Source organism: Granulicella aggregans, from assembly GCF_025685565.1.
In the GTDB taxonomy this organism is placed as follows: domain Bacteria; phylum Acidobacteriota; class Terriglobia; order Terriglobales; family Acidobacteriaceae; genus Edaphobacter; species Edaphobacter aggregans_B.
In genome coordinates, this window is sequence record NZ_JAGSYE010000001.1 from 2,228,483 (window position 1) to 2,254,787 (window position 26,305).

The 26,305-nt window shown below is 60.4% G+C and carries 13 protein-coding genes; 4 read left to right on the forward strand and 9 right to left on the reverse strand.

Annotated elements, in window-relative coordinates:
- Positions 1-4: 4 nt before the first annotated feature.
- Positions 5-3,712: a CHAT domain-containing protein gene (locus tag OHL18_RS08880; protein WP_263374447.1), complete on the forward strand. Its 3,708-nt coding sequence runs from the start codon at positions 5-7 to the stop codon at positions 3,710-3,712.
- Positions 3,713-3,756: 44 nt separating this feature from the next.
- Here OHL18_RS08880 and OHL18_RS08885 read toward each other — a convergent pair whose 3' ends face one another.
- Entirely contained in the window at positions 3,757-5,094 is a 1,338-nt protein-coding gene (locus OHL18_RS08885; protein ID WP_263374448.1) for a clostripain-related cysteine peptidase, read from the reverse strand.
- A 149-nt stretch (positions 5,095-5,243) separates the two neighbouring features.
- Positions 5,244-6,428, reverse strand: coding sequence for a phosphoserine transaminase (locus OHL18_RS08890; protein ID WP_263374449.1), 1,185 nt, complete (start codon positions 6,426-6,428; stop codon positions 5,244-5,246).
- Positions 6,429-6,743: 315 nt separating this feature from the next.
- Here OHL18_RS08890 and OHL18_RS08895 point away from each other — a divergent pair, with 315 nt between their 5' ends.
- The gene (locus OHL18_RS08895; RefSeq protein ID WP_263374450.1) at positions 6,744-9,416 is read left to right on the forward strand and encodes a bifunctional YncE family protein/alkaline phosphatase family protein; all 2,673 of its coding nucleotides are present in this window, start codon (positions 6,744-6,746) and stop codon (positions 9,414-9,416) included.
- 71 nt (positions 9,417-9,487) lie between these two features.
- Here the strand turns inward: OHL18_RS08895 and OHL18_RS08900 are convergent, their stop codons facing one another.
- A complete protein-coding gene (locus OHL18_RS08900) occupies positions 9,488-13,099 on the reverse strand; it encodes a TonB-dependent receptor (protein ID WP_263374451.1) in 3,612 nt (1,203 codons plus the stop codon).
- A gap of 524 nt (positions 13,100-13,623) precedes the next feature.
- Between OHL18_RS08900 and OHL18_RS08905 the strand changes: the two genes are divergently transcribed.
- Entirely contained in the window at positions 13,624-15,000 is a 1,377-nt protein-coding gene (locus OHL18_RS08905; protein ID WP_263374452.1) for an FAD-containing oxidoreductase, read from the forward strand.
- 29 nt (positions 15,001-15,029) lie between these two features.
- Here OHL18_RS08905 and metH read toward each other — a convergent pair whose 3' ends face one another.
- The 3 genes from metH to OHL18_RS08920 form a co-directional block, all read right to left on the reverse strand.
- Positions 15,030-17,759 carry a methionine synthase gene (gene metH, locus OHL18_RS08910; RefSeq protein WP_263374453.1) on the reverse strand — a complete coding sequence of 910 codons (2,730 nt, stop codon included), beginning with the start codon at positions 17,757-17,759 and terminating at the stop codon, positions 15,030-15,032.
- Positions 17,756-18,871 carry a homocysteine S-methyltransferase family protein gene (locus OHL18_RS08915; protein ID WP_263374454.1) on the reverse strand — a complete coding sequence of 372 codons (1,116 nt, stop codon included), beginning with the start codon at positions 18,869-18,871 and terminating at the stop codon, positions 17,756-17,758. Before OHL18_RS08915 ends, metH begins: the two co-directional genes overlap by 4 nt.
- A 124-nt stretch (positions 18,872-18,995) precedes the next feature.
- Positions 18,996-19,427, reverse strand: a complete 432-nt coding sequence (locus OHL18_RS08920; protein ID WP_263374455.1) for an MGMT family protein — start codon at positions 19,425-19,427, stop codon at positions 18,996-18,998.
- Positions 19,428-19,845: 418 nt separating this feature from the next.
- Here OHL18_RS08920 and OHL18_RS08925 point away from each other — a divergent pair, with 418 nt between their 5' ends.
- Positions 19,846-22,185, forward strand: coding sequence for a putative bifunctional diguanylate cyclase/phosphodiesterase (locus OHL18_RS08925; protein ID WP_263374456.1), 2,340 nt, complete (start codon positions 19,846-19,848; stop codon positions 22,183-22,185).
- A 13-nt stretch (positions 22,186-22,198) separates the two neighbouring features.
- Here the strand turns inward: OHL18_RS08925 and hflX are convergent, their stop codons facing one another.
- The 3 genes from hflX to OHL18_RS08940 all read right to left on the reverse strand — a co-directional run bounded on the left by hflX (position 22,199) and on the right by OHL18_RS08940 (position 26,288).
- The gene (gene hflX / locus OHL18_RS08930) at positions 22,199-23,695 is read right to left on the reverse strand and encodes a GTPase HflX (RefSeq protein WP_263374457.1); all 1,497 of its coding nucleotides are present in this window, start codon (positions 23,693-23,695) and stop codon (positions 22,199-22,201) included.
- Between the two features lie 89 nt (positions 23,696-23,784).
- The gene (locus tag OHL18_RS08935; protein ID WP_263374458.1) at positions 23,785-24,636 is read right to left on the reverse strand and encodes an NAD-dependent epimerase/dehydratase family protein; all 852 of its coding nucleotides are present in this window, start codon (positions 24,634-24,636) and stop codon (positions 23,785-23,787) included.
- A 2-nt stretch (positions 24,637-24,638) separates the two neighbouring features.
- Positions 24,639-26,288 (reverse strand): GMC family oxidoreductase, encoded by a 1,650-nt coding sequence (locus OHL18_RS08940; RefSeq protein WP_263374459.1) that lies wholly within the window; start codon positions 26,286-26,288, stop codon positions 24,639-24,641.
- Positions 26,289-26,305: the final 17 nt, after the last annotated feature.

A 26,305-nucleotide genomic window follows, 5' to 3' on the forward strand; every position in this document is an offset into this window, starting at 1 on the left:
GCTCGTGAAGAGGCCATCGGAGAAACATCTCGATGACGCGGAGATTGTAGTCCTGGTGTTGTCGCGGGACTCCCACGCGCCAGATCCGTCGCAGTCCCTGAAATTCCCGACGAACTTGACGGAAAGTCACCTGGAGACCTGCAAGGAGTGCCAGCAAAGGGTGCATATGTATGAAGAAGATCGGGAGATGCTCCGCAGCCTGAATGCGGGAGGTCTTGAGGTAGTCGAGCCGGCGCCGCACGGTTCCTCCTGTCCGCCGGGTAGCGACTGGATGGCAGTCGTTACGAACGTTCTGGTTCCGGCAGATGCAGTCGCTCTTTTAGAGCACGCGGCTCGCTGCGCCCATTGCGGCCCTCTGCTGAAGGCCGCCATCGAAGATCTTCAGGACGAGACCACGCCGGAAGAGGCCGCGATTCTGGCTTCGCTGCCCAGCAGCACTGCGGCGGGACAGGCCGCGATCGCGGCGAACCTGCGAGCAAGCTCGCCGCCACCGGCCAAGAACGCTCCCTGGGCCAACTTGTCCATCACGCGTCTGGGATGGGGGATGAAGTTCGGTCTGGCCGCAGCAGCGGTCGTCCTGATCGCCGTAAGCGCGGGAGCGATCCAACACTATTGGAAGAGCTCTTCTCCAAATTCCTTGATCGCCCAGGCCTACTCCGAGAACCGGACCATCGAACTCCGCATCCCGGGCGCAAAGTACGCCCCACCCAAAGCCCAGCGCGGAGCCGACACCTCGAATCTCGATCGTCCCGGGTCGCTTCTTCGAGCGGAGTCAGCGGTCGCCGATGGACTCCGCAAGCGGCCCAATGACGTTGCTCTGCTCGACGCAGAGGCCCAGGCAGACCTTCTCGACGGCAACTTCGAACACGCTTTGGAGATCGCCCGGCGAGCGCTCGAGACGGAGCCGGATTCTGCGGCTGCGCTGCTTGACCTGAGCACCGCGTACTTTCTGCGAGCGGAACAGAACGATGGGGACGAACATGACTATGCTCTCGCCATCGAATACCAGAGCCGAGTGCTGGCGAAGACACCCGACAATCCGGTGGCGCTTTACAACCGTGCCGTCAGTGAACAGCGCGCGTACCTTTACGATCGCTCCGCTGATGATTGGAAGCGCTTCCTCTTAGTGGAGCGCGATCCCGCATGGCTGGCGGAAGGGAAGCGGCAGTACGACGCGTTGCTGCTCCTGATGAAGAGATCGAGCCAATCCGAAGCCCCTCCGATGGGGCAACTCCTGCAACTGTCCCGATCGCTAAGGGCGCACAACAGTCGCGGAGAAGAGACGGAGTGGCCACGCACGCAGGATGAAGCTTACCTGGATCTTGCACTGGAGCAGTGGCTTACCGCGGCTGCCGGTTCTAGTTCGGTGAAAAGTGCCAACGCACGGGATAACGATGACGCGCTACATGCTCTGTCGGACGAACTGAGCCGGCGGCATGGAGATGCATGGCTTGCGGACCTTCTGGCTTCTCCCCATACACCGCTCTGGGCAGAGGGAGTTCGGGAGTTCTCTGCAGCGGTTCGGCTCATCGCCGAGGGTGAACCCCGGCAGGCAGTCACGCATGCCCGGCACTCCCTGGAGGACTTTCGCAGAGATAAGAACGAAGCGGGCACTGCGGCGGCATCGTTTGAACTGGCGCGTTCGCTGGCTCATTCGCAGATGGGCAGTCAGTGTCTGCCGGTTGGACTGGAGGGCCTTCACGCCCTTCGAGGACACCGGTATCCCTGGGTTCAGACCCGAATCTTCTACGAGCTTTCGACCTGCTCGTCGCTGCAAGGCAATCCCGAGGCCGCGGAGCAATTCGCCCGGCGCGGCGAGGCATCGGCTCAGGCCGCCGGCTATCCAGTGCTTGCGCTGGTCGGAAGATTCTTTCTCGACGGCGTTACCTCTCGCGCGGTGGCGGAGTCGGACTCCTGGAACCGCATGAGGGCGGGTCTTCGTGACTATTGGAGCTCTGGATACCCCTCCTTCTGCGGAGGCGAGTTCTTCGTCGATATGGGATTCGCCGCAAAAACCGAGCATCTTTGGAACTTTGCCGAAGCTGCCGAGCAGGAAGCGCTCCTGAAGAACTCTGAAGGAAGGGATCTTGTGGTGAAGGCATCCGGGCACGCCAGTGTTGCTCAGGCAGCCCTGGCTGCGGGGGATGCGCGGCTGGCTGACTCCGAGTTCGACAGAGCGGCGGCGATGTTTGCCACGCTGGGCAAAGACTCGCAGGTTGCGCGCGCGACGCTTGAGATCGAGCGAGCCTCGTTCGAGGTACGGCAAGGCTGGTTGGCGAAGGCGCGAGTTCGCCTCGACGATGTTCGGGACACTGTTGCCTCGGCCAGCGACCAGTCGACGGAGACGCTCTATCGAGAGACGCTCGGTGAGCTTTACCTCCGCTCCGGAAAGCCTGAGTTGGCTGAGGAACAGCTCCTGCAGGCGATTCGGTTGATTGAGCAGGGTAAGAACTCGCTCTCGTCAGAGACGGAGTTTCTCACCTGGCAGCTCGACAAGGCTCAGACCTACAGGCTGCTACTCGAGATCTACAGTACCCGCGATGGCGCGGAAGCACGCTCACTCGCGTTTCTCGAGTGGTACCAGGGAGAACCGCTGCGGATGGCGCCTCACGCTGTCCGGACCCTCGCATATAACCCTCTGGAACAGGAGGCGATTCCAGCGTCCGGGGAGACGGATCTGATGAAGCGCCTGGTTCGGGCCGCACCCACTTCGCCGACACTTGTGTGGGCATCTTTCCCGTCCGAACTCGTCATCTGGGAGCTCGATCGGAACGGCGTCCATCGCGTCCGGGTCAACGTGGCGGCGCAACTGCTTCAAGCCACCGCGACACGCTTCGCCCGCTTGTGCGCCGATCCCAACTCCGACCTGATCGCGCTCCATCGCGATGGCCGGCAACTCTACGCGTGGCTGGTTGCTCCGGTTGCCGATCTTCTGCCGCAGTCCGGCGGCCTGACCATTGAACCCGATGTTCCGCTTCGTGGCATCCCGTTTGCCGCGCTCCAGAGTCCGGCTGGAAGCTATCTGGGTGACCGCTTCGCGATCTCCGAATCTATCGGCCTCTTTTATTCCCAGATAGCGCGTCCTGAGGTTCAGATCACGCCGAGATCCGTCGCCCTCTCCATCGGAGATCCATCGCCGGGTGAACTGGTTCGGGTCAATCGACTCCAGCGTCTACCGGATGCAGACCGCGAGGCCGAAGATGTCGCCGCGCGATTCGATCAACACTTCCTGCTGCAGGGGAGTCGAGCCACTCTTGCAGGCGTCGCGAAGCTCCTGCCTCGTGCGCAGATCTTTCACTTCGCCGGTCATGCCGTGACGCGTGGCCGTGAGCCAGGGCTGCTGCTGGCATCTGCACCTGGCGATAGGAAGCAGTCGATCCTGTCCGGCCGCAGTGATCTCTCATCGCAGGACCTTCAAAACCTTCAACTCGCTGTTCTCTCCGGATGCGAGACAGCGATGGCGGATCAAGGGATGGTCGATCCCGGTAGCCTCGTCCGGATCTTTCTTCGTTCCGGAGTGCCTCGCGTCGTTGCCAGCAAGTGGCGCGTGGACTCCCGGGCAAGTGAAGAGACTATGGGGAACTTCTATACGAGATTGCTGGAGGGAGAACGGACATCTGCCGCCCTGGCGGACTCCGAACGCGCGATCCGCTCTAACCCTGCTACCGCGCACCCTTTCTACTGGGCCGCATTCGCATCGTTTGGGAGCTAGTGCCTCACGCTCGATAGCAAGGCGGCTGGCTCATCCCCCGAAAGCTATACGCCCTTGGGGATCTCAGGAAGGAAGAAGCGAACCAGCGTCGACCAGCCAGTGGACCGGTTGAAGTCCAGCTTGATGTATTCACTCCACAGGATCTGGTAGCTCTTGATGGGCAGCGTCGAGCCTCCGGGCAGCAGCACGCTCTTGTCCGGAACGTGCGGAGGTGTCTTGACGCCTCCACCCTGGGGCACCGGCAAAGTCTCGGTTGCGGCTGGCTGAACTGGAAACGCAGTAGGCGACGCTGCGGCAACCTGCTCCGGGTCGAGGTCTCTCGGGAAGTAGAGGCCAAGCCCGTGGCTGTTGATCATCTCGTCCTTCGGAGCCGCGCGATGATGCAGGATATAGAGGTGGTGCAAGGCACCCTCCGCGTGCTGGTAAATCTCCGAGGACTTCCCGAAGGACTCGGTCAACTCCGTAAGGAAGACGAAGAGATCAATGTACGCAGGCTCTGATTGGGTCCTCGAAAACTCGCGGGCGCGAACGATTCGATTCATCGTTGTCTCTTCTACGAGACCCGCCAGGAGTGCCCGCACCAAATTCTTGAACTCTGCCGCGAACGCATCGCAGGCAGAAAGCTTCAAGGAGCTTAGCGAGGCCCGCGTAGAATCTTTGGCCGGATCGTAGGCTGCGACGTATTTGTCCACAATCAAGCGAGCAAGTGTTTCAGCGTCGATGCCGGGAGTGGTCTGCATCCCCCCAATGATCTCGCGATAGGGAAAGCTCGCGTCGGGGATGTCTTCGTCCGACGACACCATGATCTCCACCGATTCGCGGACCTCGTGAGCGATCTCAGCGAGTCCCATCAGGCACGCGTCAAGGCCAAGAACATCGATCTTGCGGCCTATCATCTCCGTGAAGTTCTTGAAGATTCGAGCCAGCTCAATGTTCTTGACGTAGATGTTGGCGTCGCCTGCGTCGAGAGAGTCCTTCACCCCTGGCGTAGCGGGACGAACGACGTTTGCCGCTGACGCACTGTCCGCTGTCGCGTATACGTAGACGTGATCGAGCCCGGCACCATGCCCCCAAAGTACGAGAAACACCGGAGCGTTGCCGCTGCTCTTCTTGTGTTCTTCGGCTGCCCAATCGAGGAAGTGCTCGAGTCGCTTCGCGCGATTGGCAGTGTAGCCGGCAGGTGCCTCCCACTCGAGGGTCTTGTGACCGCCTGCGACACGGAAACGCGCCGCGGAGTCCTGGTCGGGGCCATCGAACTGAACCAGGATCTCGGAGTTGCCGATCCGGCTAGCCTCGACCGTCTGACGAAGGCTGACCAGCGCATGGTCGAACAAGCTGTTGTCCGCCGCGATGTACATCAGAATCTTCCAGGACTTGCTCATGCCTCAATAAACGGCCAGCGAAAACGAATCTCTTTTGGGTGTAGGCGATAGTCGGCATGCGGGAGCCGTTGCAATTCGATCAAGCCGGAAAAAGCCCGCAGGCGCTCTATTCCTAGCGTCTGCGGGCCGATAGTCCTTCGATGAGATCTTTAGCTAAGCTTCGTTTTGGACGCCTCAAACGCGTAGTCAAGCCATGCGAGAAGCGATACGAGATCGCTCGTCTCAACGGTCGCTCCGCCCCAGATACGCAGCCCTTGCGGCGCATCACGGTACGAAGCGATATCGAAGGCAACACCCTCCTGTTCCAGCAGACTGATCACGGATTTCAGGAAAGAGGCCTGTTTTGCTGGCTCCCAGGTTACGAACTCGGGATGAACGATCTTTAGGCAGATTGAGGTGCAGGACCTTGTCTCTGGCTGCGTCGCGAGAAAATCGACCCAGGTGCCCTGGTTCTTCCATTCGACGATGGCCTTGAGGTTGCTCTCGGAACGTCGAATGAGCTCCGGCAAGCCACCGACGGACTTTGCCCAGCGCAGGCCATCGAGCGCATCCTCGACCGCGAGCATTGAGGGCGTGTTGATCGTCTCGCCCTGAAAGATGCCCTCGATCATCTTCCCGCTCTTGGCCACGCGGAAGATCTTCGGCAGCGGGCGCCCGGAGTTGAATGTTTCAAGCCGTTCGACTGCGCGTGGGCTCAGTACGATCATGCCGTGTGCGCCCTCGCCGCCCAGCACCTTCTGCCACGACCAGGTCGTAACGTCGAGCTTCTTCCACGGGAGGTCCATAGCGAATGCGGCGGAGGTCGCGTCGCAGATCGTAAGGCCCAAGCGCGCATCGGAGATCCAGTCGCCGTGCGGCACACGGACACCCGAGGTCGTGCCATTCCAGGTGAAGACGGCATCGCGTGCCGGGTCGACCTTCGCCAGGTCCGGGATATCTCCATAGTCGGCTTCATAGAGGTTGAGGTCGGTCAACTTGAGTTGCTTGGTGACGTCCGTGACCCACTCTTTGCCGAAGCTCTCCCAGGCGAAGACGTCGACACCGCGCGCTCCCAGCATCGTCCAAAGCGCCAGCTCGACGGCACCCGTATCCGATGCCGGGACGATGCCGACGCGATAGTCAGCCGGGATGCCGAGGATCTCGCGGCTCAGCTCGATGACCTCCTGGAGCTTCTGCTTCCCGGGCTTTGAACGGTGCGATCTTCCGACCAGTGCATCGGCGAGTGAGGCGACGCTCCAGCCCGGCCGCTTGGCGCATGGGCCAGAGGAGAAGTGGGGGTTGGCAGGCTTATCTACGGGCTTGTTGGGCAGGGGCTTATTTGGCAGTTCGGACAATGGTCTTCCTTCCGGTGATGTACAGATGGTTGCGCCGCCGATGTCTCGCGAGAGTTTGCCTCAGGTGCGACAGGCACCGTGACTTGATCTATGGCTGAACTTGATCGCCATAGCAATCATTTTACGGCGTAAGCCTGCCTCATGAGGCTCCGTTTACACAACTGCACTCTTGCGATGGATACGATAGAGCAAAGCCATCACTGTGCATCTTCTTTCTCGAAAGGCCCTTACGTGACTTTGCCCCGTATTCGCTACCCCCGCGGTCTGCCGAAATCCGCGTCGCGACTTCTCTTCTGTTCCATCGCCTGTGGTGCTGTGGCGTCCGGACAGGGGGTTGCTCCTGCGAACGGCAAAGCACCCACTGCGACTCTGCCCAACGGTCGTCTTATCGAGCCGGAGGGAGCATGGGTAAAGGTCGCTCCGTATCCCTACACGCTTGCGGTAAGGCCCGACGGGGATCAACTGGTGATGCCTTCGATCGGTTGGCCGTTCTCGCTGAACATCGTGGACCATCCGCAAAACGAAGGCGACCGTCTCGCGAAGGCTGTGACCCAGAGAATTCCATCAGGCCCGAAGAGTGATCCGGAGATCCAGGTCCATACGGGTGTCGTCTACTCCCCCGATGGCTCTTTGCTCTACGACACGACCGGCGACACCGGAGCGGTCCATATCTTCTCCACCGCTGGCTGGAAGCGCGTTGCGGTCATCTCGCTGAACGGTCTTACGGCTGGGCAGAGCTTCGCCCACAGCTTCTCCGCCGCGATTGCTCTGAGCCCCGACGGCCAGCGCCTTTATGTGCTCGATCAGGCAAACTGGCGCGTGGTGGTGATCGACACGAAGACCCGGCAGAGGGTGGGATGGTTCCCGACCGGGGCCAATCCCTTCTCGATTGTGCTCTCGCCCAACGGCGAACGTGTCTACATCACCAACTCTGGCCTCTTCGAGTACAAGCTGATCGCCGGCGTAGAAAAAAAGGACGTTCTCCACACCGGAATTTCGTTTCCTCCATCCGGCTATCCGTCCAAGGCCGCGCGTGAAGGCGGTCGGGTCGAAGGTCACGATGTCCCCGGCCTGGGAGATGAGAACGATCCCCGTGGAAGTTCGTTATGGACATACGATGTCGGCGATTCAGCGAATGTAAGGCTGATGGCCAAGCTTCGTTTGGGGAAGAGGATTGGCGAAGACAACAAAGATGCCGCAATGAGCGCAGTTGGCGGAGCATCGCCCACGGGCGTTGTTGCTGCAGATGACCGCGTCTATGTGGCGCTCGCGCATCAGGATGCGGTCGCTGTCGTCTCCGCCGATGGCGCGAAGATGGTCGACGAGATCGCGCTCACGCCGTTCACGGGCGATTCGTTTCTTGATCGCCAGGGCCGTCCTCTGCGTGGCGTCATGCCGGCGGGTCTCGCCTTGCATGGCCACCGGCTGTATGTGGCGGAGGCTGGCATCAATGCCGTCGCGGTGGTCGATACGGTCTCGAATCAAGTAATCGGCCATAAGCCCGTGGGATGGTTCCCAACTGCGGTCCAGATATCAGCCGATGGCAAGGTGATGTACGTCGCGAATACAAAAGGCAAAGGGAGCGGTCCGAACGGTGGTGCCGCATTCCATCCCGTAAACACTGGGAACTACATCGGCGAATTGGAGTTTGGCAGCTTGTCCGTAGTCCCTGTCGCGGATGAGACCGAGTTGAAGGCTTCGACGGAGAAGGTCGTTCGCAACAACCTTGCCGCGGCATCCGCGAACTCGCCGCTGCCTCGTCTGAAGCATGTCTTTCTCATCGTCCGCGAGAACCGCACCTATGACGAGATCCTCGGCGATGTGGCCGGTGCGGATGGCGATCCCAAGCTCGCTCGCTGGGGCATGAACGGCTGGTTCTCCTCGACGCCGCAGGACAAGACAGTGAAGGTGACCCCCAATGCGCACGCTCTGGTTGAGAGGTTCGGCACCAGCGACCGCTTCTTTGTGGATAGCGACGTCTCAGCCGACGGCCATCGCTGGATCATGGGTGCAGCTCCCACGCCGTGGTTCCACGTCGCATGGACTTCAAACTATGCAGGACGCCGTAGTGGCGATGAGTTCAGCGAGGCTCCCGGCCGCCGCGCGATCACCGGTGGCTCGGACGCCCCCATGCCCGAAGACGAGCCGGAGTTCGGGACCATCTGGGAGCACATCGCCGATAGCGGCCTTCCTATCCGCAACTACGGCGAGGGCCTTGAAGTGGAAGGCGGCCAGGAGATCGACGGGACCGCTCCCACGGGTCAGCGCATGGTTCTCAACTCGCCGGTGCCGAACCCGGTCTTCACCTCGAGCGACCGCAACTTCCCGACCTTCAATCTCGGCATTCCGGATCAGTTCCGGTTCGATGAGTTCGCGAAGGATTTTACCGAGATGCTGGCAAACGGCGATGCGCCCTCGCTGATCGTGATTCGCCTCCCGGGAGATCACACGGCAAGCCCGCGCGCCCGCGATGGATACCCTGACCGTGGATCGTACGTCGCAGATAACGACCTCGCGCTGGGAAAGATCATCGAGTTCCTCTCGCACAGTGCGATCTGGAAAGACTCTGCCGTCTTCGCTAGTGAGGACGACGCGCAGGGAGGCGTCGATCACGTCGATGCGCATCGCAGTGTTCTGGTGGCGGCAAGCCCCTACAACCGTCGCGGAGTCATCTCCCACCGGCACATCAGCATGGGGAGCATTCTCAAGACGACCTACGAACTCCTCGGGCTTGGCCCGTTGAATCTCGAAGACCGATTGGCCGCCGATCTCAGCGATATGTTCACCACGACTCCTGACCTGGCTCCGTATACTGCCGTCGCTCCGGATGTTCGAATCTTCGATCCGCTTAAGGCGCGCATCGCCCGCCCGAAGAACGCCGAGCAGGCGAAGGAGTTGCTGGACATGGATGATCCGGAGGAGATCGCCGCTGAGGCACGGCGAGAGGCGAAGGCCGCTCGGAAGGCAGCCCAGGTAGCAGTGAAGTAGTATTCGGAGAGCAACAAAGAGAGGGGAGGCCAGTTGGCCTCCCCTCTCTTTCTGCAAGTTGTAGTGAAGGGCTAGAAGTCCAGGCGAGCTGCGACCTGACCGCTGCGGGCTCCGCCGTCGTTCGCGCCGAGTAGTCCGGATCCGATGACTCCGTTGATCCGACCGAAGGACGTTGAGCTGATGTCGAGGTTCGGGTCGCCGAGGTTGGTGTGGTTGAGAACGTTGGTGAAGGTGCCCTCGATGCGCAGGTTGGCGCGTTCCGTGATGGCGAACGCCTTGCTGATGCCGGAGGAGAGGTTGACGGTTCCGGGGCCGACGATGGAGCCGACTCCGGCGTTGCCGAAGCGGCCGATCGGCGACCCGTAGTTGGTGAACGAGCCGTCCTTATTCTTCACAATGCCGAGTCCGGTGGTGCAGGCCTGGCCGCTGTTCGTGACATAGCCGGGAAGGCCAGGGCAGGTGAATGCGGCTGAGTTGACCCATGCGTTCCGACCTTGATTGGAGGGCTTGACAGCAACGCCGGCGACGCGGTCGGGATACTGATTGCGGTGACCGCCGTCGAAGCCAGTCTGGGAGCCGGTAAGGCCCGATCCGGTGCCGGAAGGGTCACCCTGCCCACTGCCGTAGAAAGGCGTCTCGAACGGACCCGACTGCCAGAGGAAGATGTTCGAGATCCGCCATCCGCCGATCGCGAGATCTGCGAACCGCGAGACGTTGGAGCCGAACTGCTTGCCGCGACCAAAGGGAAGGTCGTAGACCATGGTGGTGTTCCAGAGGTTGCGACGAGTGCCATATACGTTGCCGTAGTCGATGCGCCGGTCGAGGATGGAGGTTGCGCGGTTGCCGCCGTTCTCGCCGGAGAAACCGCCGTTGTTCGCAGGACCCTGGTTGTCGGCAAGCGCCTTGGCGAAGGTGTAGGAGGAGTCGAACTGAAATCCGCGCTGGAACCGGTGCGAGAACTCCGCCTGCAGCGAGTTATAGCTGGCGTTGGCGCTGGTGTCGCGGGTGTTGATGCGGCCCCAGTTGGGGAATAGCCGGGCGCTGAGCGGCTGGTTGTTCGCTGAGACAGTATTGGAGAACGGAAGCGTGTTCTCGTCCGGAGCGTAGACCAGGTGGTGCGTCTCCGAGCCGATATACGAGAGACGGAAGGCATAGCCCGCGCCGATGGAACGGTCTATGCTGAACGACCACTGCTCGGTGTAGGGGTCCTTCCAGTCGATGCTGTTCGCAGTACCGAAGTAGTCCTGTCCGTAGTTTGTTGTACCGCCGCCGTTACCCGCGCCGGCAAAGATGTTCGGCCACTGGTAGCCCGGAACGCCATTGGTGAGGGTGTTGGTGTACTGCGTCGTTCCGGCCTGCAACGTGCCCGTAAGCGAGTAGAAGCTAGAGCCGAGCAGGTTGTTGTTGTAGATGCCGAAGCCGCCGCGGACCGACGTCTTGTCGTTGTTAAACGGCTTGTACGCGAAGCCGAAACGAGGCATGAAGCGCAGGTGCGGATACTTCTTTAGGCCGGCAGGGTAACCGCCCTGGCTGTTGGAGAGCACCGGCATACAGGCCGCACCGTTGATCGTTGCCCCGCCAGATGTGGTGCCGTAGGGAGTGCAGGCATTCGCGCTGAGCAGGAAGTCAGTGTTCAGTAGGTCGGCGTGGCCGTCCGGATAGATCGCCGCGCCCGAGCCAGCAACCGTGGGATCGAAGTTGCCGATATCGCCGTGAACGTCATAGTAGCCGGGATGTAGTTCGTACCGCAGGCCGTAGCTGAGGGTGAGGCGGTCGTTGAGCTTCCACTGGTCCTGCGCGAAGAAGTCGTAATGCTTGGACTTGCCGTCGTTGTCCTGGCTGACGACGTCATAGAAGGTCGAATAGGGCAGACCGGAGAGGAAGTCAGCAAAGTCGACTCCGGTGAAAAGGCCGCTGCTGTTGCCGCTCGAAGGGTTGTACTGGAAGGTTCCGTAGTTGTCCGAACCGTTGAATCCGAGGGGCGAGACCGCCTCCAGGGTGCGGATGTCAAAGCCGAAGCGCATGCTGTGCCTGCCTTTGTTCCAGGTCAGCGAATCGGCGTAGACGTAGGTGTCGGAAGTGTTGACCGAACTGAGACGGTCCGCGTTGAGACTGCTTACGTTGTGGAAGTCCAGCTCCGGTATGCCGTTGTAGAAGAGGTTCTGGAGCCCGTTGAGGCCGAGACCTTCGGTAAAGGTCTTGCCATCGAAGCTGTTGCTCTGACCGCTGCTCGAACGGGTGAATCCGAAGCTGAACTCGTTGATCAACTGCGGAGTGATGGTGTAGTTTGCGCTGATCTTGAGGACGTTGTTGAGGTTGGTGTTTACCGCTGAAGGGACAGCCAGCGGTTCGGGGCTGCTGCTGGGGTAGTTCTTATACGTGTAGCGTCCCCAGACGAGAAACTTCTGGTTGGAGCCGATGTACTGGTCGCCGCGGATGTCGAACTGGTCCGAGTGCTGGCTGGCGTCCTTGTTCACCTGATAGTTGGGCGTGTTGTCGTCGACGTATACGGTGGGGTCGCCGACATTGGGGTCGGGGTAAAGCGAGAGCAGCTTTTGCGCTGCCGCGTTGATCGCGGGTAGCTTGAAGCCGATGTTGTTCCCGTTCAAGTCCGTGAGTCCCATGAATCCCGGCGAAGAGTACTTCGAGAAGTCACCCTGCTTCAGCAGCGTGCTGGGAACCTTGAACTGCTCGGTCTGCTGCGCTGGACGTCGCCAGCCTTCGTAGTCGCCAAAGATGAAGGTCTTGCCGTGGCCGTTGTACAAGTGGGGGATGACGACAGGGCCGCCAAAGCTGCCGCCATAGGTGTTCGCGACAAGCTTGGGCTTTTGGGTCGTGGTGACGTAGGTGTAGGGGATGGCATCAAAGCCCGCAGTCTGGTAGTACCAGAAGGCCGAACCGTGGATGATATTGCTTCCGCCCTTGGTGGTGATGGTGACTTCACCCGGGGAACCGAATTCGGCGTTGTTCTGGGCACCGTCGGTGCGGATCTCCGAGATAGCCTCAGTGGAAGGGAACGCGTCAGCGATCGGCTTGTCGCCGCCGGCAGCGCTCTTGATGGTGATGCCGTCGACGGTCACATCGGCTTGGAAGGGAAGGCCGCCCTGGAGGGAGAAACTACCGTGGCCGTCCGACTGTACGCCGGGCAGTGTGCCGATGATGTTGTAGGCGCTGGTGCCGGTTGAACTGGCGCGGGTGTTCACAGGAAGATTGGCAGCCTCAGCGGCAGAGTAGACCGCGCTGACGGTAGCGTTCTCGGTGTTGATCGCGCCAATCGCTTCAGCCGAGACGGTGACCTCCTGTTGCACGCTGCCGACGGTGAGGGCGGGGTCAACGCGGAGTTCCTGGCGGGCCGTGAGGACGAGGCCAGAGGTGGTCCACTTCTCGAATCCAGCTAGAGTGACTTCAATGCTGTACTTGCCGGCCTTGGCGTCTCCGAACTGGAAGTCGCCGGAATCATTCGACGTCGTGGTGCGGACGGTGCCCTGGTCAAGGCTGGTGAGCACGACACTTGCGCCGGGGACGACCGCTCCGGCGGTGTCTTTTACCGTACCGATAATGCTGCCTTGAATCGACTGGGCGAGGGCCCCGTGGCCGGACAGCAGGACCAGGACAATCGCCGCAAAGGACGCGAAGATCTTCCAGTATCCGCATCTGGCGAACGTTGGATGTGAGATGGACAAGACACTTACCTCCAGAAAAAAGATTGATTTTGTTGATGCACGGGACGAGAGAGAAGAGACTTCGTCCGGGCCGATCTAAGTGCAAACAGCTCTATAAAAGGGAGAGTTCAAATGTTGGAATAGACACTTCCGCAAAACTCGCAAGTGACTTGCGGCTCTTGACCAGCTTGATCGAAACACACTCCAAAGATGGCAGCAGAGCCCGTCCAGCAAATTTTCGGATGTGCTTAGGGTAGGTGCCTGAGATTACCCTCACGTTAATTCTGTCGGCTCAAAGGAGGCCAAAGGAAAGACTTCGAATGCCTCCCGCATCGTAGAAAGACGCTCGCTGCCAGTTTTCCTGCAATTCGCGGTGAAGACGTAACGATTTGCTCTCATTCGACTTGAGGTTTACGGTTATCTCACCAACAGAACAGGACAGGATGGTTGATTCCGCTTCAAAGGATCGAGGAGCATCTCGTGGTCATTCTCTCAACTCTTCCGATCTTCGCCGTCATGACCGCCATCCCGGTCTTGAGGGCGAGATGACGACCAACTACGACGCAATCGTAATTGGTGCCGGACAATCTGGCCCCGCTATGACTGCCCGCCTCTCCGCGGCTGGAAAGAAGGTCGCGCTCATCGAGAGGAAGCTGCTTGGAGGCACCTGCGTGAATGTGGGATGCACGCCTACGAAGGCGATGGTCGCCTCGGCGCACGCGGCTCACATCGCGCGGCGTGCCGATGAGTTTGGAGTGATTGCGTCCGCTCAGGTCGGCGTGAACTTGCAGAAGGTGATTGAGCGCAAGAATCAGATCGTCACCAACTCACGTGCGGGCCTGGAGCGATGGATGAAGGGGCTGGACAACTGCACGCTCTATCGTGGCCAGGCGAGCTTCGAGTCGGCGAGCAGCGTCCGTGTAGGCGAAGAGTTGTTGGAGGCGAAGCAGATCTTCCTGAATGTTGGCGCTCGTCCGGTGATCTCCGTTGTGGGAGCCGACACTGTGCCTCATCTGACGAGCACCACGATACTGGATCTGAAGGAGCTGCCTCAGCACCTGATCGTAGTCGGCGGGAGCTACATCGGCCTGGAGTTCGCCCAGATGTTTCGCCGGTTTGGGAGCGAGGTAACGGTGGCGGAAAAGAACTCCCGTCTCCTCTCCCGTGAAGATGAAGATGTTTCGCAGGGAATAAGAGAGATTCTGGAGGCGGAAAGGATTCAATTCCGTGTCGACGCAACTTGCATCCAGCTCTCGCAATCGAACGGCAAGGTGGGCGTAGGTCTGGACTGCACCCATGGTGCCCCGGAGATAGACGGTAGCCACATCCTTCTGGCCATTGGACGGCAGCCGAACACCGACGACCTAAACCTTGCCTCTGCTGGGGTCGCGACTGACGAGCGCGGCTACATCGTCACCGACGAGCACCTTCGCACCAGCGTGGATGGGATCTTCGCAATGGGGGACGTCAACGGTCGCGGTGCCTTCACGCATACATCGTGGAACGACTACGAGATCGTCGCTGACAATCTCCTCGACCACGGCACGCGTTCGACGAAAGATCGCTTCCCCGTCTATGCCTTGTACATCGATCCGCCGATGGCACACATTGTCATGACGGAGGCCGAGGTACGCAAGAGTGGCCGTCCGGCTCTGATCGGCAAACGGGCGATGACACGCGTAGGCCGCGCCGTTGAAAAGGGCGAGTCGCAGGGATTCATGAAGGCGCTTGTCGATGCCGAGACACGACACCTTCTTGGAGCGACCATTCTCGGTGTTGGCGGAGATGAGGCAATCCATTGCCTTCTGACGTGTATGTATGCGAAGCAGCCGATCGATCTGATCGCGCGTTCCGTGCACATCCATCCGACCGTCTCGGAGCTGATTCCCACCATGCTTCAGGAATTAAAGCCACTTGTATAGCAAGCGGAATGGATCGTGCCACAGGGCGGCTATGCAGTGGGGTCATAGTTCAGGTTCTGCCCCAGCCATCTCTCTACCTCGGCGATCGTGAGTCCCTTGCGTTCGGCATAATCCATGACTTGATCTTTGTCGATCTTGCCCAGGCTGAAGTAGCGCGACTTGGGATGCCCGAAGTAGAGACCGCTGACGCTGGATCCCGGCCACATAGCGAACGATTCGGTGATGCGGATTCCTGTCTTGGCTTCGACGTCCAGCAAGTTCCAGATAGTGCCTTTCTCCGTGTGGTCCGGACAGGCAGGATAACCGGGCGCGGGCCGAATGCCGCGATAGGTCTCTTCGACCATCTGCGACGGCTTGAGATCTTCCGTCAGGCCGTAGCCCCAGGCGTCGCGCACCTGCTTGTGCAACCACTCCGCGAAGGCTTCGGCAAGCCGGTCTGCGATGGCCTCGACCATGATCGCGTTGTAGTCGTCGTTCGCAGCGCGGAAGGCATCTACAACTTCCTTCAGGCCAATGCCGGTCGTTACAGCAAAGGCTCCAATGGAATCGGTAAGGCCCGTCTCCTTCGGAGCGATGAAGTCGGCGAGGGACCGGCAAGGCTCGGAGCCCTCACGATTCACCTGCTGGCGCAGGAAGTGGAACTTCGTGGTCACCTCTTCGCGATTCTCATTCGCATACAACTCGACATCATCGCCAACAGCATTGGCAGGGAACAGGCCAAAGACTCCACGTGCGGTCAGCAGCTTCTTCTCGATGATCTTGTCCAACAGCACATTGGCATCGGTGAAGATCTTCCGCGCCTCCACTCCCGTGCGTTCATCCTCAAGGATTCGCGGATAGATTCCCTTCATGCCCCAGGTGTGGAAGAACGGCGACCAGTCGATGTACTCGCGCAGCGTCTTGAGCGGAACGGATTCAAGGACGCGGACGCCGGTGAAGGCGGGCACGGGAAGATCGTTGGCGCACCACTCGATCGGCGACCGTCTTGCGCGTGCCGTGGCCAGCGGGATGGCCTTCAGCTTCGGCGCGGCATGGTTTCTTCGCAGAGCCTCATAGTCGGCGCGGTGCTGCTCGACGAATGCTGCCTTGCCGTCCTCGCTCAACAGGCTCGTCGTTACGGGCACGGCACGGCTCGCGTCGAGAACATGGACGACCGGCTGGCTGTAGTGTGGCGCGATCTTCACGGCGGTATGCGCGCGGCTCGTCGTGGCGCCGCCAATCAGCAGTGGCAGCTTGAACCCTTGCCGCTCCATCTCGCTGGCAACATGCACCATCTCGTCGAGCGACGGCGTGATGAGGCCGCTCAGTCCGATCAGGTCGACCTTCTCTTCCTTGGCGCGCGCCAGAATCTTCTCCGACGAGACCATCACGCCCATGTCGATGACCTCGTAGTTATTGCAGGCCAGCACCACGCCGACGATGTTCTTGCCAATGTCGTGAACGTCGCCCTTTACAGTCGCCAGAAGAATCTTTCCCTGTGCCTTCACCTCCTGGCCAGAGGCGATCAGCGCTTCTTTCTCGGCTTCCATGTACGGCGTGAGGTGGGCTACGGCTTTCTTCATGACGCGGGCTGACTTGACCACCTGCGGCAGGAACATCTTGCCCGAACCGAAGAGATCGCCGACGACGCTCATACCCGCCATCAGCGGGCCTTCGATCACCAGCAGAGGCCGTCCCAGCCTCACTCGGGCCTCTTCCGCATCGATCTCGATGTAGGTGTCGATTCCGCGCACCAAAGCGTGTGACAACCGTTCTTCGACGGAGCCGTTTCGCCACTCCTCTGTCTTCTTCTCCGTTGCTGCACCGCTGCTCGCTCCGCGCAGCGTCTCGCCGTACTCTACAAGCCGCTCGGTCGCATCGGGACGCCGATTGAGCAGAACGTCTTCGACCAACACCTTCAGCTTCGGTTCGATCTCTTCATAGACTTCGAGCATGCCGGCGTTGACGATGCCCATGTCCATACCGGCAGCAATCGCGTGATAAAGGAAGGCCGAGTGCATCGCCTCGCGCACTTTATTGTTGCCGCGGAAGCTGAACGAGATGTTCGAGACGCCTCCACTTACCTTGGCGTGGGGCAGGTTTTCTTTGATCCAACGCGTGGCGTTGATGAAGTCGACCGCGTAGTTATTGTGCTCCTCCATGCCGGTCGCGACGGTCAGGATGTTTGGGTCAAAGATGATGTCTTCCGGCGCAAACCCGACCTCGTCGACCAGTATCCGATAGGCGCGTTCGCAGATGCGGATCTTCTCGTCGTAGGTCGCTGCCTGACCCTGCTCATCGAAGGCCATCACGACAACAGCAGCGCCATACTTCATAACGGTAGAGGCGTTCTTACGGAACTTCTCCTCGCCTTCCTTCAGCGAGATGGAGTTCACAATTCCTTTGCCCTGCAGGCACTTCAGCCCCGCCTCGATGACCTCCCACTTCGAGGAGTCCACCATGAAGGGCACCTTGGCGACTTCGGGCTCGCTGGCCAGCAGTTGCAGATAGCGCGTCATCGCGGCGACGCCGTCGATCATGCCCTCGTCCATGCAGATATCGATGACGTTGGCGCCGTTCTCCACCTGCTGGCGCGCGACGCTGACGGCCTCTTCGTACTTGCCCTCTTTGATCAGCTTGGCGAACTTCGGCGAGCCCGCGACGTTGGTACGCTCGCCCAGCATGATGTACACGCCCTCCTGCTGCGTGAACGGCTGCGAGCCTGAGAGTCGAAGCGGCTTGAACTCTATCGTGTCGACTGCACGATCACCTACGCTCACGCCGCACGCTCGCTGTCGAATGCGGCGGCGGTCTTCAAGCGGCGCGGCTCTTTATCAACCAGCGCCTTCGCGATGGCCGCAATATGGTCTGGCGTGTTGCCGCAGCATCCGCCGGCAATGTTGATCAAGCCAGCCTGCGCAAACTCGCTCAGGTATCTCGCCATGTCGGGCGGCCCAAGATCAAACCCGGTCTCGGAGAGCGGATTCGGCAGACCTGCATTCGGATAGCAGGAGATCGCCACATCCGCCTTCGCGGAGAGTTCGCTCAGGAAGGGATACATCAGGTCGGGCCCAAGCGAGCAATTCAGGCCCACAGACAGCGGCTTCACATGCTTCACCGCGTTCCAGAAGGCCTCTGTCGTTTGCGCGGAGATGAGCGTCTCGCCGCCACGTCCCACTGCTGCCGAGATCATCACTGGCAGTTCCTTGCCGTCGGCGTCAAAGACCTCGCGAATCGCTACAAGCGCAGCCTTGGCGTTCAGCGAATCGAAGATCGTCTCGACCAGCAGAAGATCCGATCCTCCTGCGATCAGCGCCCGCACCTGCTCCATGTAGGCGGTCTTCACCTGATCGAAGGTCACGACGCGGAAGCCAGCGTCATCCGCATCGGGTGAGTTCGACAGCGACACGGTGAGCGGCCCAATCGCTCCCGCAACAAACCGCTGGCGTCCTGTTTCATTGCCGACGCGGTCTGCCCACTCCCGGCACTGACGGGCAGAGGTCTCGTTGATCTCATAAGCAAGCGCGCTCAGCATCGGATCTTCGATGATCTTCTGATAGAACTCAGGATTCTTGCGTCCGCCGTGCTCGCGCGGGTCGTCGACGAAGAACTCGCTCTGGGTAATGCTGGTCGCGCCAAACGTATTGGTCTCGATGATGTCCGCGCCCGCCTCCAGAAACCGGCGGTGGATGTCGCAGATCATCTGCGGCTGGGTCAGCGAAAAAAGATCGCCATTGTTCAGCATGTCCTTGGTTGAGTCGCGGAAGCGCTCTCCCCGGATGTCCGCCTCGGTCATGCCGTAGGTGCGGATCGTCGTGCCCATCGCGCCATCGATAATGGCGATTCGTTCTTCAAGCACCTTCTGAAGAGGATGCTGCTGGGTTTTGCTCATTTTCCCTCCTCAGCGCGGGCCATCGTGGGCCAACGGCACTGATCCCAATAGGCCATCTTTCCATCATATCGAAGGAGGGCGCCAACGAGGAGCAGCGGTCCCGCAGGTTGGCGCTTCGTCAGCCTCAGTCGGGAATCTCCCACACTCGCAGGGCATGTTCGTGGAGGTCCATGTCGACTCGATCGCCCCGGAACTGGACACCCTCAAGACGGAGCCTGCCCTTCTGCTCCTTCGCAGCCGTTCCCGGCAACTTGATCTCGCCGCCCGCGCCAAGAACACGATGCCAGGGAAGCTGATCGGGAGGGTCGGTGCGCAGCAACCGAGCAACTGCACGGTGATACAGCGGGTAGCCCGCAGCGGCCGCGACCTTGCCGTAGGTGCTGACTTTGCCGGGCGGAATGGAGAGGATGACCCTGCGAAACGCTCGGTCACGGTCACCTTCATCAGGAAGCCCTTCCTGGTATATGGAGCGTCGCGGCTTCTCTCCATGCCCGTGGAGCGTCGTGATCAGGATGCGCGAGCCTTTGGTCGGCGTGCGCCGTTTTGTCTCTTTCATGAATCTCTCCAACAGTAGCGATCGCCTCGAATGCATGACGAAGGAGGGACGGTAGACGACCCCCTCTCGCGGTTCGCGCCCTTTCGGACCGCGAGGCCTCGAGCTAAGCCTCGTACTTGTTGCATTGTTGCCCCCATCATTGCACTTTACGGGGATTGTGAGGGTTCCTGCCTCTCCCTACTCTTACGAATGCAGCCCATTTGGACGATAGGTTCCTCGGGGGAAGAAATCGAGTAGACGCGGCTCCAAATCTCTCTCGCAGAACCAGTCCCGGGCCTTGTATCAGCAACTCCGCTGCACGCAGTAAATCGGTCGCATGGACTCAAGCGAACTCAAGCGCCGGTTGTAAGTATCCACAATCTCAGATGGGGGCTCGATACCGCAGCCGAACCACAGGCGAAACCAGGTGCATCAGATCATGGAATCTCAGGCAGCCGAACTCCCAGCAACAGCGACTCCCGTTCTGCGCCTGCCTGCCGACCGGGCCGCACGGGGTCTGCTGTTCGCTGCGCTCACGGTCCAGGCTGTCCAGGTTGGAATCCATCTTTTCGTGCCGCATCCGGCCTTTCCGGCAGATGTGATGGAGTTCCTCGCTGCCTCGATGAGTACTGCGGTCTGTTTTTACAAACTGCGGCATGACCGGTCGAGCCGGCATCTTTGGCTTGAGCTTGGCATCGCCTTCTTCATCTGGGCAGTCGCTGAGATCCAGTTCGCGTTTGCTGCGCTGCACCCCGGAGTTACCGAGTCGGCCTTCAGCGACCTGCTCTGGTTGATCTACGCTTTCCCGTTGCTACTGGTGACGTCCTACACGCCGCAATCATCGCGAAGAGACCCGGCAGGCTGGCTGGACGCAGCGCAGGCTTTTGTCTTCTTCTGCATTCTTTTTGCCCTCTTTTTTCCGGCACCTGGAATCATCTCGCAGGCGATCTCGGACGTGGTTCAAGGGGTCGCGTTGCTGCTGGTGCTGATCCTTCGATACTGCATCGCGGAGCCTGGGCGCGACCGGGCGTTCTTCCGCAACCTCACCACCTACATGGTGGTCTATCTCGTCTTCTGCATCCTCTACTACCTGACGACCAACCATGGCTTCGCGGTCGGCTCATTTGTCGAGCTCTGCTGGAGCGTCCCCTTCACCTTCTTCTCCGTGATCGCTCTCTGCACGGACCTCTCAGGAAAGGAGGAGAGTGAGTCGTTCTGGGCGGCACGCGTCGCGCGCGCCGGCTATATCCAGGGAGCGACTGCGCTCGGCCTCGCAGTGATGTCCCTGGCAGGGGCAGCGGTCCTTGCCTACCATCGGCCGGTGCCCGGTGCCGTGGCTCTGGGAGTGGCGTTCCTCCTGTTTGCGGCGAGAACCAGTGCCAGGGAGTGGCAACTGCAATCTGTCCACTCGCAGTTGAAACGCTCTGTACTGCGCGACCCGCTCACTTCGGTAGCGAATCGAACGTTGCTGGACACAGAGATTACCCAGCGGCTGGCGCGTCTCTCGACGGCCCAGAGCGGATCGACGGCAGTCCTCTTCGTTGGACTGGATCGATTCAAGACCTTGAACGACTGCCTCGGCCATATCTTTGGCGATCTCCTGCTGCAGCGGGTCGCGGACCTGCTGACCGCCAGCGTCCGCAAGCAGGATCTGGTAGCGCGCTACGGCGGCGACGAGTTTGTGATCCTGCTCAGCGGGGTCGACGTCAAAGAGGCGGAGGCCTTCGCGGAGAGGGTACTCGGACAGCTCCGAAGCCCTCTTCATCTCGAAGGCCGGTTGCTGTACCTGACGGCAAGTATCGGGTTCGCTATGAGCACGCCCGGCACCAATGCCTCATCCATGCTGCAGGAAGCTCACTTCGCCATGCACCACGCCAAGAGGTCCGGCAAGGACCGGGCCCAGGTCTTCGAACCGGAGATGCTGCGGATCCCACAGTTCCGGCTTGGGATTGAAACCGACCTTCGCAAGGCCCTTGAGGAGGACCAGATCAGCGTTCATTACCAGCCGATCTTCTCGGTCCAGACGGGAGAGATCGAAGGTTTCGAGGCGCTCGCTCGCTGGCATCATCCGGAGCGCGGGCAGGTTTCCCCCGCAGACTTCATCCCTGTCGCCGAGGACACCGGGATGATTATCGATCTCGGCAATCAGATTCTGCTCAAGGCCTGTAAGCAATGCCGCGAGTGGAATCAGCGGTTCGGAGCTGCCTGGACGATGAACGTGAACGTGTCGGCGCACCAGTTCGCCAGCCCGAAGATTCTCGAACAGATTGTGCACACTCTCTTCCAGACAGGGTTGGAGGCAAGATATCTGAAGCTGGAGATCACGGAGTCTGTGCTGATCAGCGGCTACTCGCACGTGGAAGAGGTGCTTGCGGAGGCGCGGAAGCTCGGCATGCAGATCTGCCTGGATGACTTTGGGACGGGATACTCCTCGCTGAGCTACCTGCTGAACTATCCGTTCGACGTGGTGAAGATCGACCAGAGCTTTGTACGGCATCTCGATGAGGACCCGAGTCGCGCGGATGTGGTACGCACGCTCATCTCTTTGGCACGGAGTCTGAACAAGCACATGGTGGCAGAGGGGATTGAGCGCTCTGAAGAGATGGACTGCCTCCGTGAGTTCGGATGTGAACTGGCCCAAGGCTATCTCCTGTCCAGGCCGCTCTCCGCGGAAGCGGCCACGACGCTGCTCCAGTCCCAAAATAAGATCGTGACAATGCGCTCATCCTCATCATCCGAAGACCGCTATCTTGGATCGGAGATAAGCGCGGCGTCCTGACAAGGAGCAACGATCAGGCTGATCGGTCGCGGAAGCGACGATACCGGCCAAGCAGCGATGCTGGGCCTCGCGCCCGAAGGAAGACCAGGTTTCCTTCAAAGCGCTTCTCCTCAATGATCGCTCCGCCTTCGAGCGAGGCAAGGATTGCCCCTTCGGATTGTGGCAGGCGGAAGGTCGATTCGACCACGGGGTCGACCACGAGCGCAGCATCAATCGCAGCCAGCAGTTTGTCTAGCCCACTCTTGCGCAGCGAGGAGACAGGAATCGAGTCGCCATCGTTCAACAGGTGTGAAAGATCCTGCGGTGCGAGGAGATCGACCTTGTTCAAGACCTGGATTACCGGCTTGGTCGAAACTCCCAGATCGCCGAGGACTTTTTCTACCTGTAACTTTTGCTCGTCGCGCATGGGACTTGACGCATCCTGGACGTGGAGAAGGATCTCGGCGCGTTCGACCTCTTCGAGAGTCGCCCTGAAGCTTGTGACCAGCGTGTGGGGCAAGTTGCGGATGAATCCGACCGTGTCTGAGAGCAGAATCTTGCGGCGGGAAGGGAGCTGGAGCTGCCGCAGCTTGGGGTCGAGCGTGGCGAACATGCGCGATGACTCCAGCACCCCCGCTTCGGTAAGTGCGTTGAACAACGTGCTCTTGCCGGCGTTCGTGTAGCCCACCAGCGCGACGACCGGGACAGGGACTGCTTCGCGGCGCTGTCGCTGCTGGTAGCGAATGCGGCGGACGGCTTCGAGCTGGCTCTTGATGTGGTCGAGACGCAGATTGATCTTCCGGCGATCGGTCTCGAGCTGCGTTTCGCCAGGGCCGCGGGTACCGATACCGCCGCCAAGTTGTGACATGGCGCGCCCACGTCCGGCGAGCCTCGGCAGCTGGTACTCAAGCTGGGCAAGCTCTACCTGCAACTGGCCTTCGCTGGTCTTGGCGTGGCGGGCGAAGATATCGAGGATAAGTTGCGAGCGGTCGATGACGTGGCAGGGAAGCCGGGCTTCAATATTGCGAAGCTGCGATGGCGACAGGTCATGGTCGAAGAGAACGAGCGAGGCGTTGGTGGAGGTCACCACCTCAACGATCTCGTCGAGTTTGCCCTGGCCGACAAGACTGGAGGGATCGGGCTTCTGGCGACGCTGGACAAGCGTTGCGGCAATCGTCGCGCCGGCCGAGCGTGCCAGCTCTTCAAACTCCGAACGGCTGGCGTCGAGATCGAGCGTCGACTCCGCCAGATCTGAGGACTCTTCTTCTCCGGCCACTACCGCTGCCGCAGTCCGTGCAAGCCGAGCGGCCGTGGTGAGCTGCTTGCGTTTGCGGAGTTCGCCTGTAAACTCGACCACAACCAGCACTGCAAGCTCCTGTTGAGTCTGCGAGGTTCGCAGCTCGCGGGCAAGGAGCGCTGCCTCCTGCGCTTCGCTGGCTTCGACGAGACTCCGGCGAACGGTCTTCCCGCGACCGCGTCGCGATTGCTTCGTCTCTTCTGTAGCCTCTTGTGAGGCCTTCTTACTCGTCAAATTCTTCTCAATTCAGGGCCACGCCCTAGCTGCAACTGCCTTCATGATACCGAACTGCGACAGTCTAGATGCGTCGTTCGATCGTGGAGTTACGCAGGCGTGCCGGGATAACTTCGTCTTGCGAGTCCCAGCTGGTTTGCAGGTGTGAAGTCCGGCGACGGGTCCTGGAAGACAAGGCTGAGAACGCTATCGCTGCGAAAGTTCAACTTCGCGCCCATCAGCTCAGCAGCTTTCAGGCCTGCATAGACGGCAGGCCAAGGGACGGGCAGCAAGGTGACCTTCTTCCCTTGCTTTCTGGCGATGTCCTCGATCAAGTCCCGAAGCAGCCAGGGCACCTCATTCGCCACGGTGATGGGCGCGCTCACCTTTAGCCCCCCTGCGACGGCCTTTCTGATCGCATCGCCCAGATCGTCCTCGTGGACCAGATACTGCGGATATCTGCCGGATCCGATCATGGGGATCATCGATCCCGACTCGACTTGCTTCGTGAGAGCGCCAAACATGCCGCCAGGACCGGCTCCCCACACCAACCCAGGCCGAATGACGATACCACCCGGTCGATCGAATACCATGCGTTCCACGCGCAGCTTGCTTTGACCATAAGCCGAACGGGCACCGGCAAACGCGCTGATAGACGAAATAAAGAGAATGCGTTCTACGCCCGCTCGATCGGCAGATTCGAAGAGCTGGCGCGACCCCTCCACATTCACACGATCATTCTCCTCGGCGTTCGGATGGGTGAAGTCCCATGCGGCATGCACCAAAACCTTGACGCCGCGACTGCGAAGTTCCTCGGAGATCTCCGTAGGGTTTTGCATCTCCCAGCGAATCGAACCAGCGGCCTCGCGGCGCGATATAGGAACGACTTCCATGTCACGCTGGATAGCCGAAGCGAGCCGTGAGCCGACATATCCCGAAGCTCCTGTGATCGCACATGTCATGCTTAGCCCTCCAATGCCGGTGCCAGAGTCCCAATGCGATGTGCATTGGCCATGGCGGTAAAGGTGACCGTGGTCGCCGCGATGCTGGACATTACGGTCGAATCGACCGCGTGGACGCGCTGGAGACCTGCCGGACGCCCATAAATATCGCTCTCGTTCGGCGAGGGATGGTCGCTCATCGGAAAGACGCCGCCGCTATGGAATCCCCGGCCCGGAACACCTGGACGCATCAACGGAGCCAACGGCAGCGCACCGAGCGGCCCATGCAAGCCCGCCAGCTTGCGTACGACCTTCCGCAGGATGGCGTTGACCTCCGGGGATTCTTCTCCTGTGACACGTAATACTTCACCCTCGCTCGACTTATGCAGCGCCAGACTGACAGGGCGGGAGTGGCGGGAGTGCAGATATCCCTGAAAGAGGAAGAGACGCGAAAAGAATGCTTCGCTGGGAAACACGGCACGCAGCGGCCCCAGCATCTTGGCGACTGGCTGCTCGAAGAGCTCGTTATAGGTGTAGCCCTGCAAATGGATCGTATAGGGGCTGACCTTGCCATCCTGGATCTCGACAAACAACTGCGCCAGCGTATGCAGATCCTTGCGGTGGAATGGGCTGATCCCACGTTTCCTCAGCATAGGCAAAAGGAAATACTGGGAGTCCTTCATCTGCACCGGCTGGTCGTAGCGGTTGAGCGAGCGCAGCAGGATCGCCGTCGTCGCCATCACCCCGGCGGCAAGATACACGCGCGCCCCGTAGATCGATAGGTGCTCCCCAGTCTCGGTCTGCGCCTCGACCTGCACCTCGTTGGCCATCTCGCTTACGGCGGTCACGGTCAATCCTGGACGATAGCTGAATCCCGGATGGTCACGAAGCTGTTCGACCGCGTCGGCGCTCGACCAGATCAACCGGTAGGGACATCCATACATGCACAGGCCGCACTTCACGCAGTGGCCCGGTTTGTCGAAACCAGTAGCGTTGACGGCAAGCCGCGATCTCCCGAAGGTGACCCCCGCAGCCTTGATTCTGTCCGATCGCTTTCCCCAATCGGTCACCATCGCCTGCGCCTGCTGGCTTGGCGGAAGCGGCCTCTCGTACTCCGAGTAGGTAGGAAATTCGCGCTCCAGATCGTCCTGAATCGACGCTACCGGCATGAACTTTGCGACTGCCCGATAGTGTTCCGACAAGTCGCGAGTGACTACGGGCCAATCATCCATATCGGCTTGGCGATACGGCATTACGGCCGAGCCCCAGACGTTGCTCAGGCCGCCCTTCGCGCAGGAGGGCTTGCTGTCCGCGCCGTGACATTCGACCGCAGTCGCCCCACGTGAAAGCCGGTAGGGGTAGTCCGAGCCATAGGCGAGTTTCAGCGGGATGCCATCGACACCGGCATCCATCTTCGCTCTCAGGAAGGAGGTCTTTTCATCCGTCCAGGAGGCTGGTGCTATAGTCTGAAGCCCGCTCACCTTCTCCGCGGCGGCGTGCTCCAGATCCAATCCGGCATCGATCATCTCGACCCGGCAGCCACGCGCCAGAAGCGCCATCGCGCAGGAAACGCCAGTCGGCCCGGAACCGACAACCAGATGGATGGGCTGCATGGTGGTGATTCTAGACCATGCAGGCGGCTGTAGTTCATCGGCCTCAGCCAATAGGCCCATGCTATGCTCATCCGTAC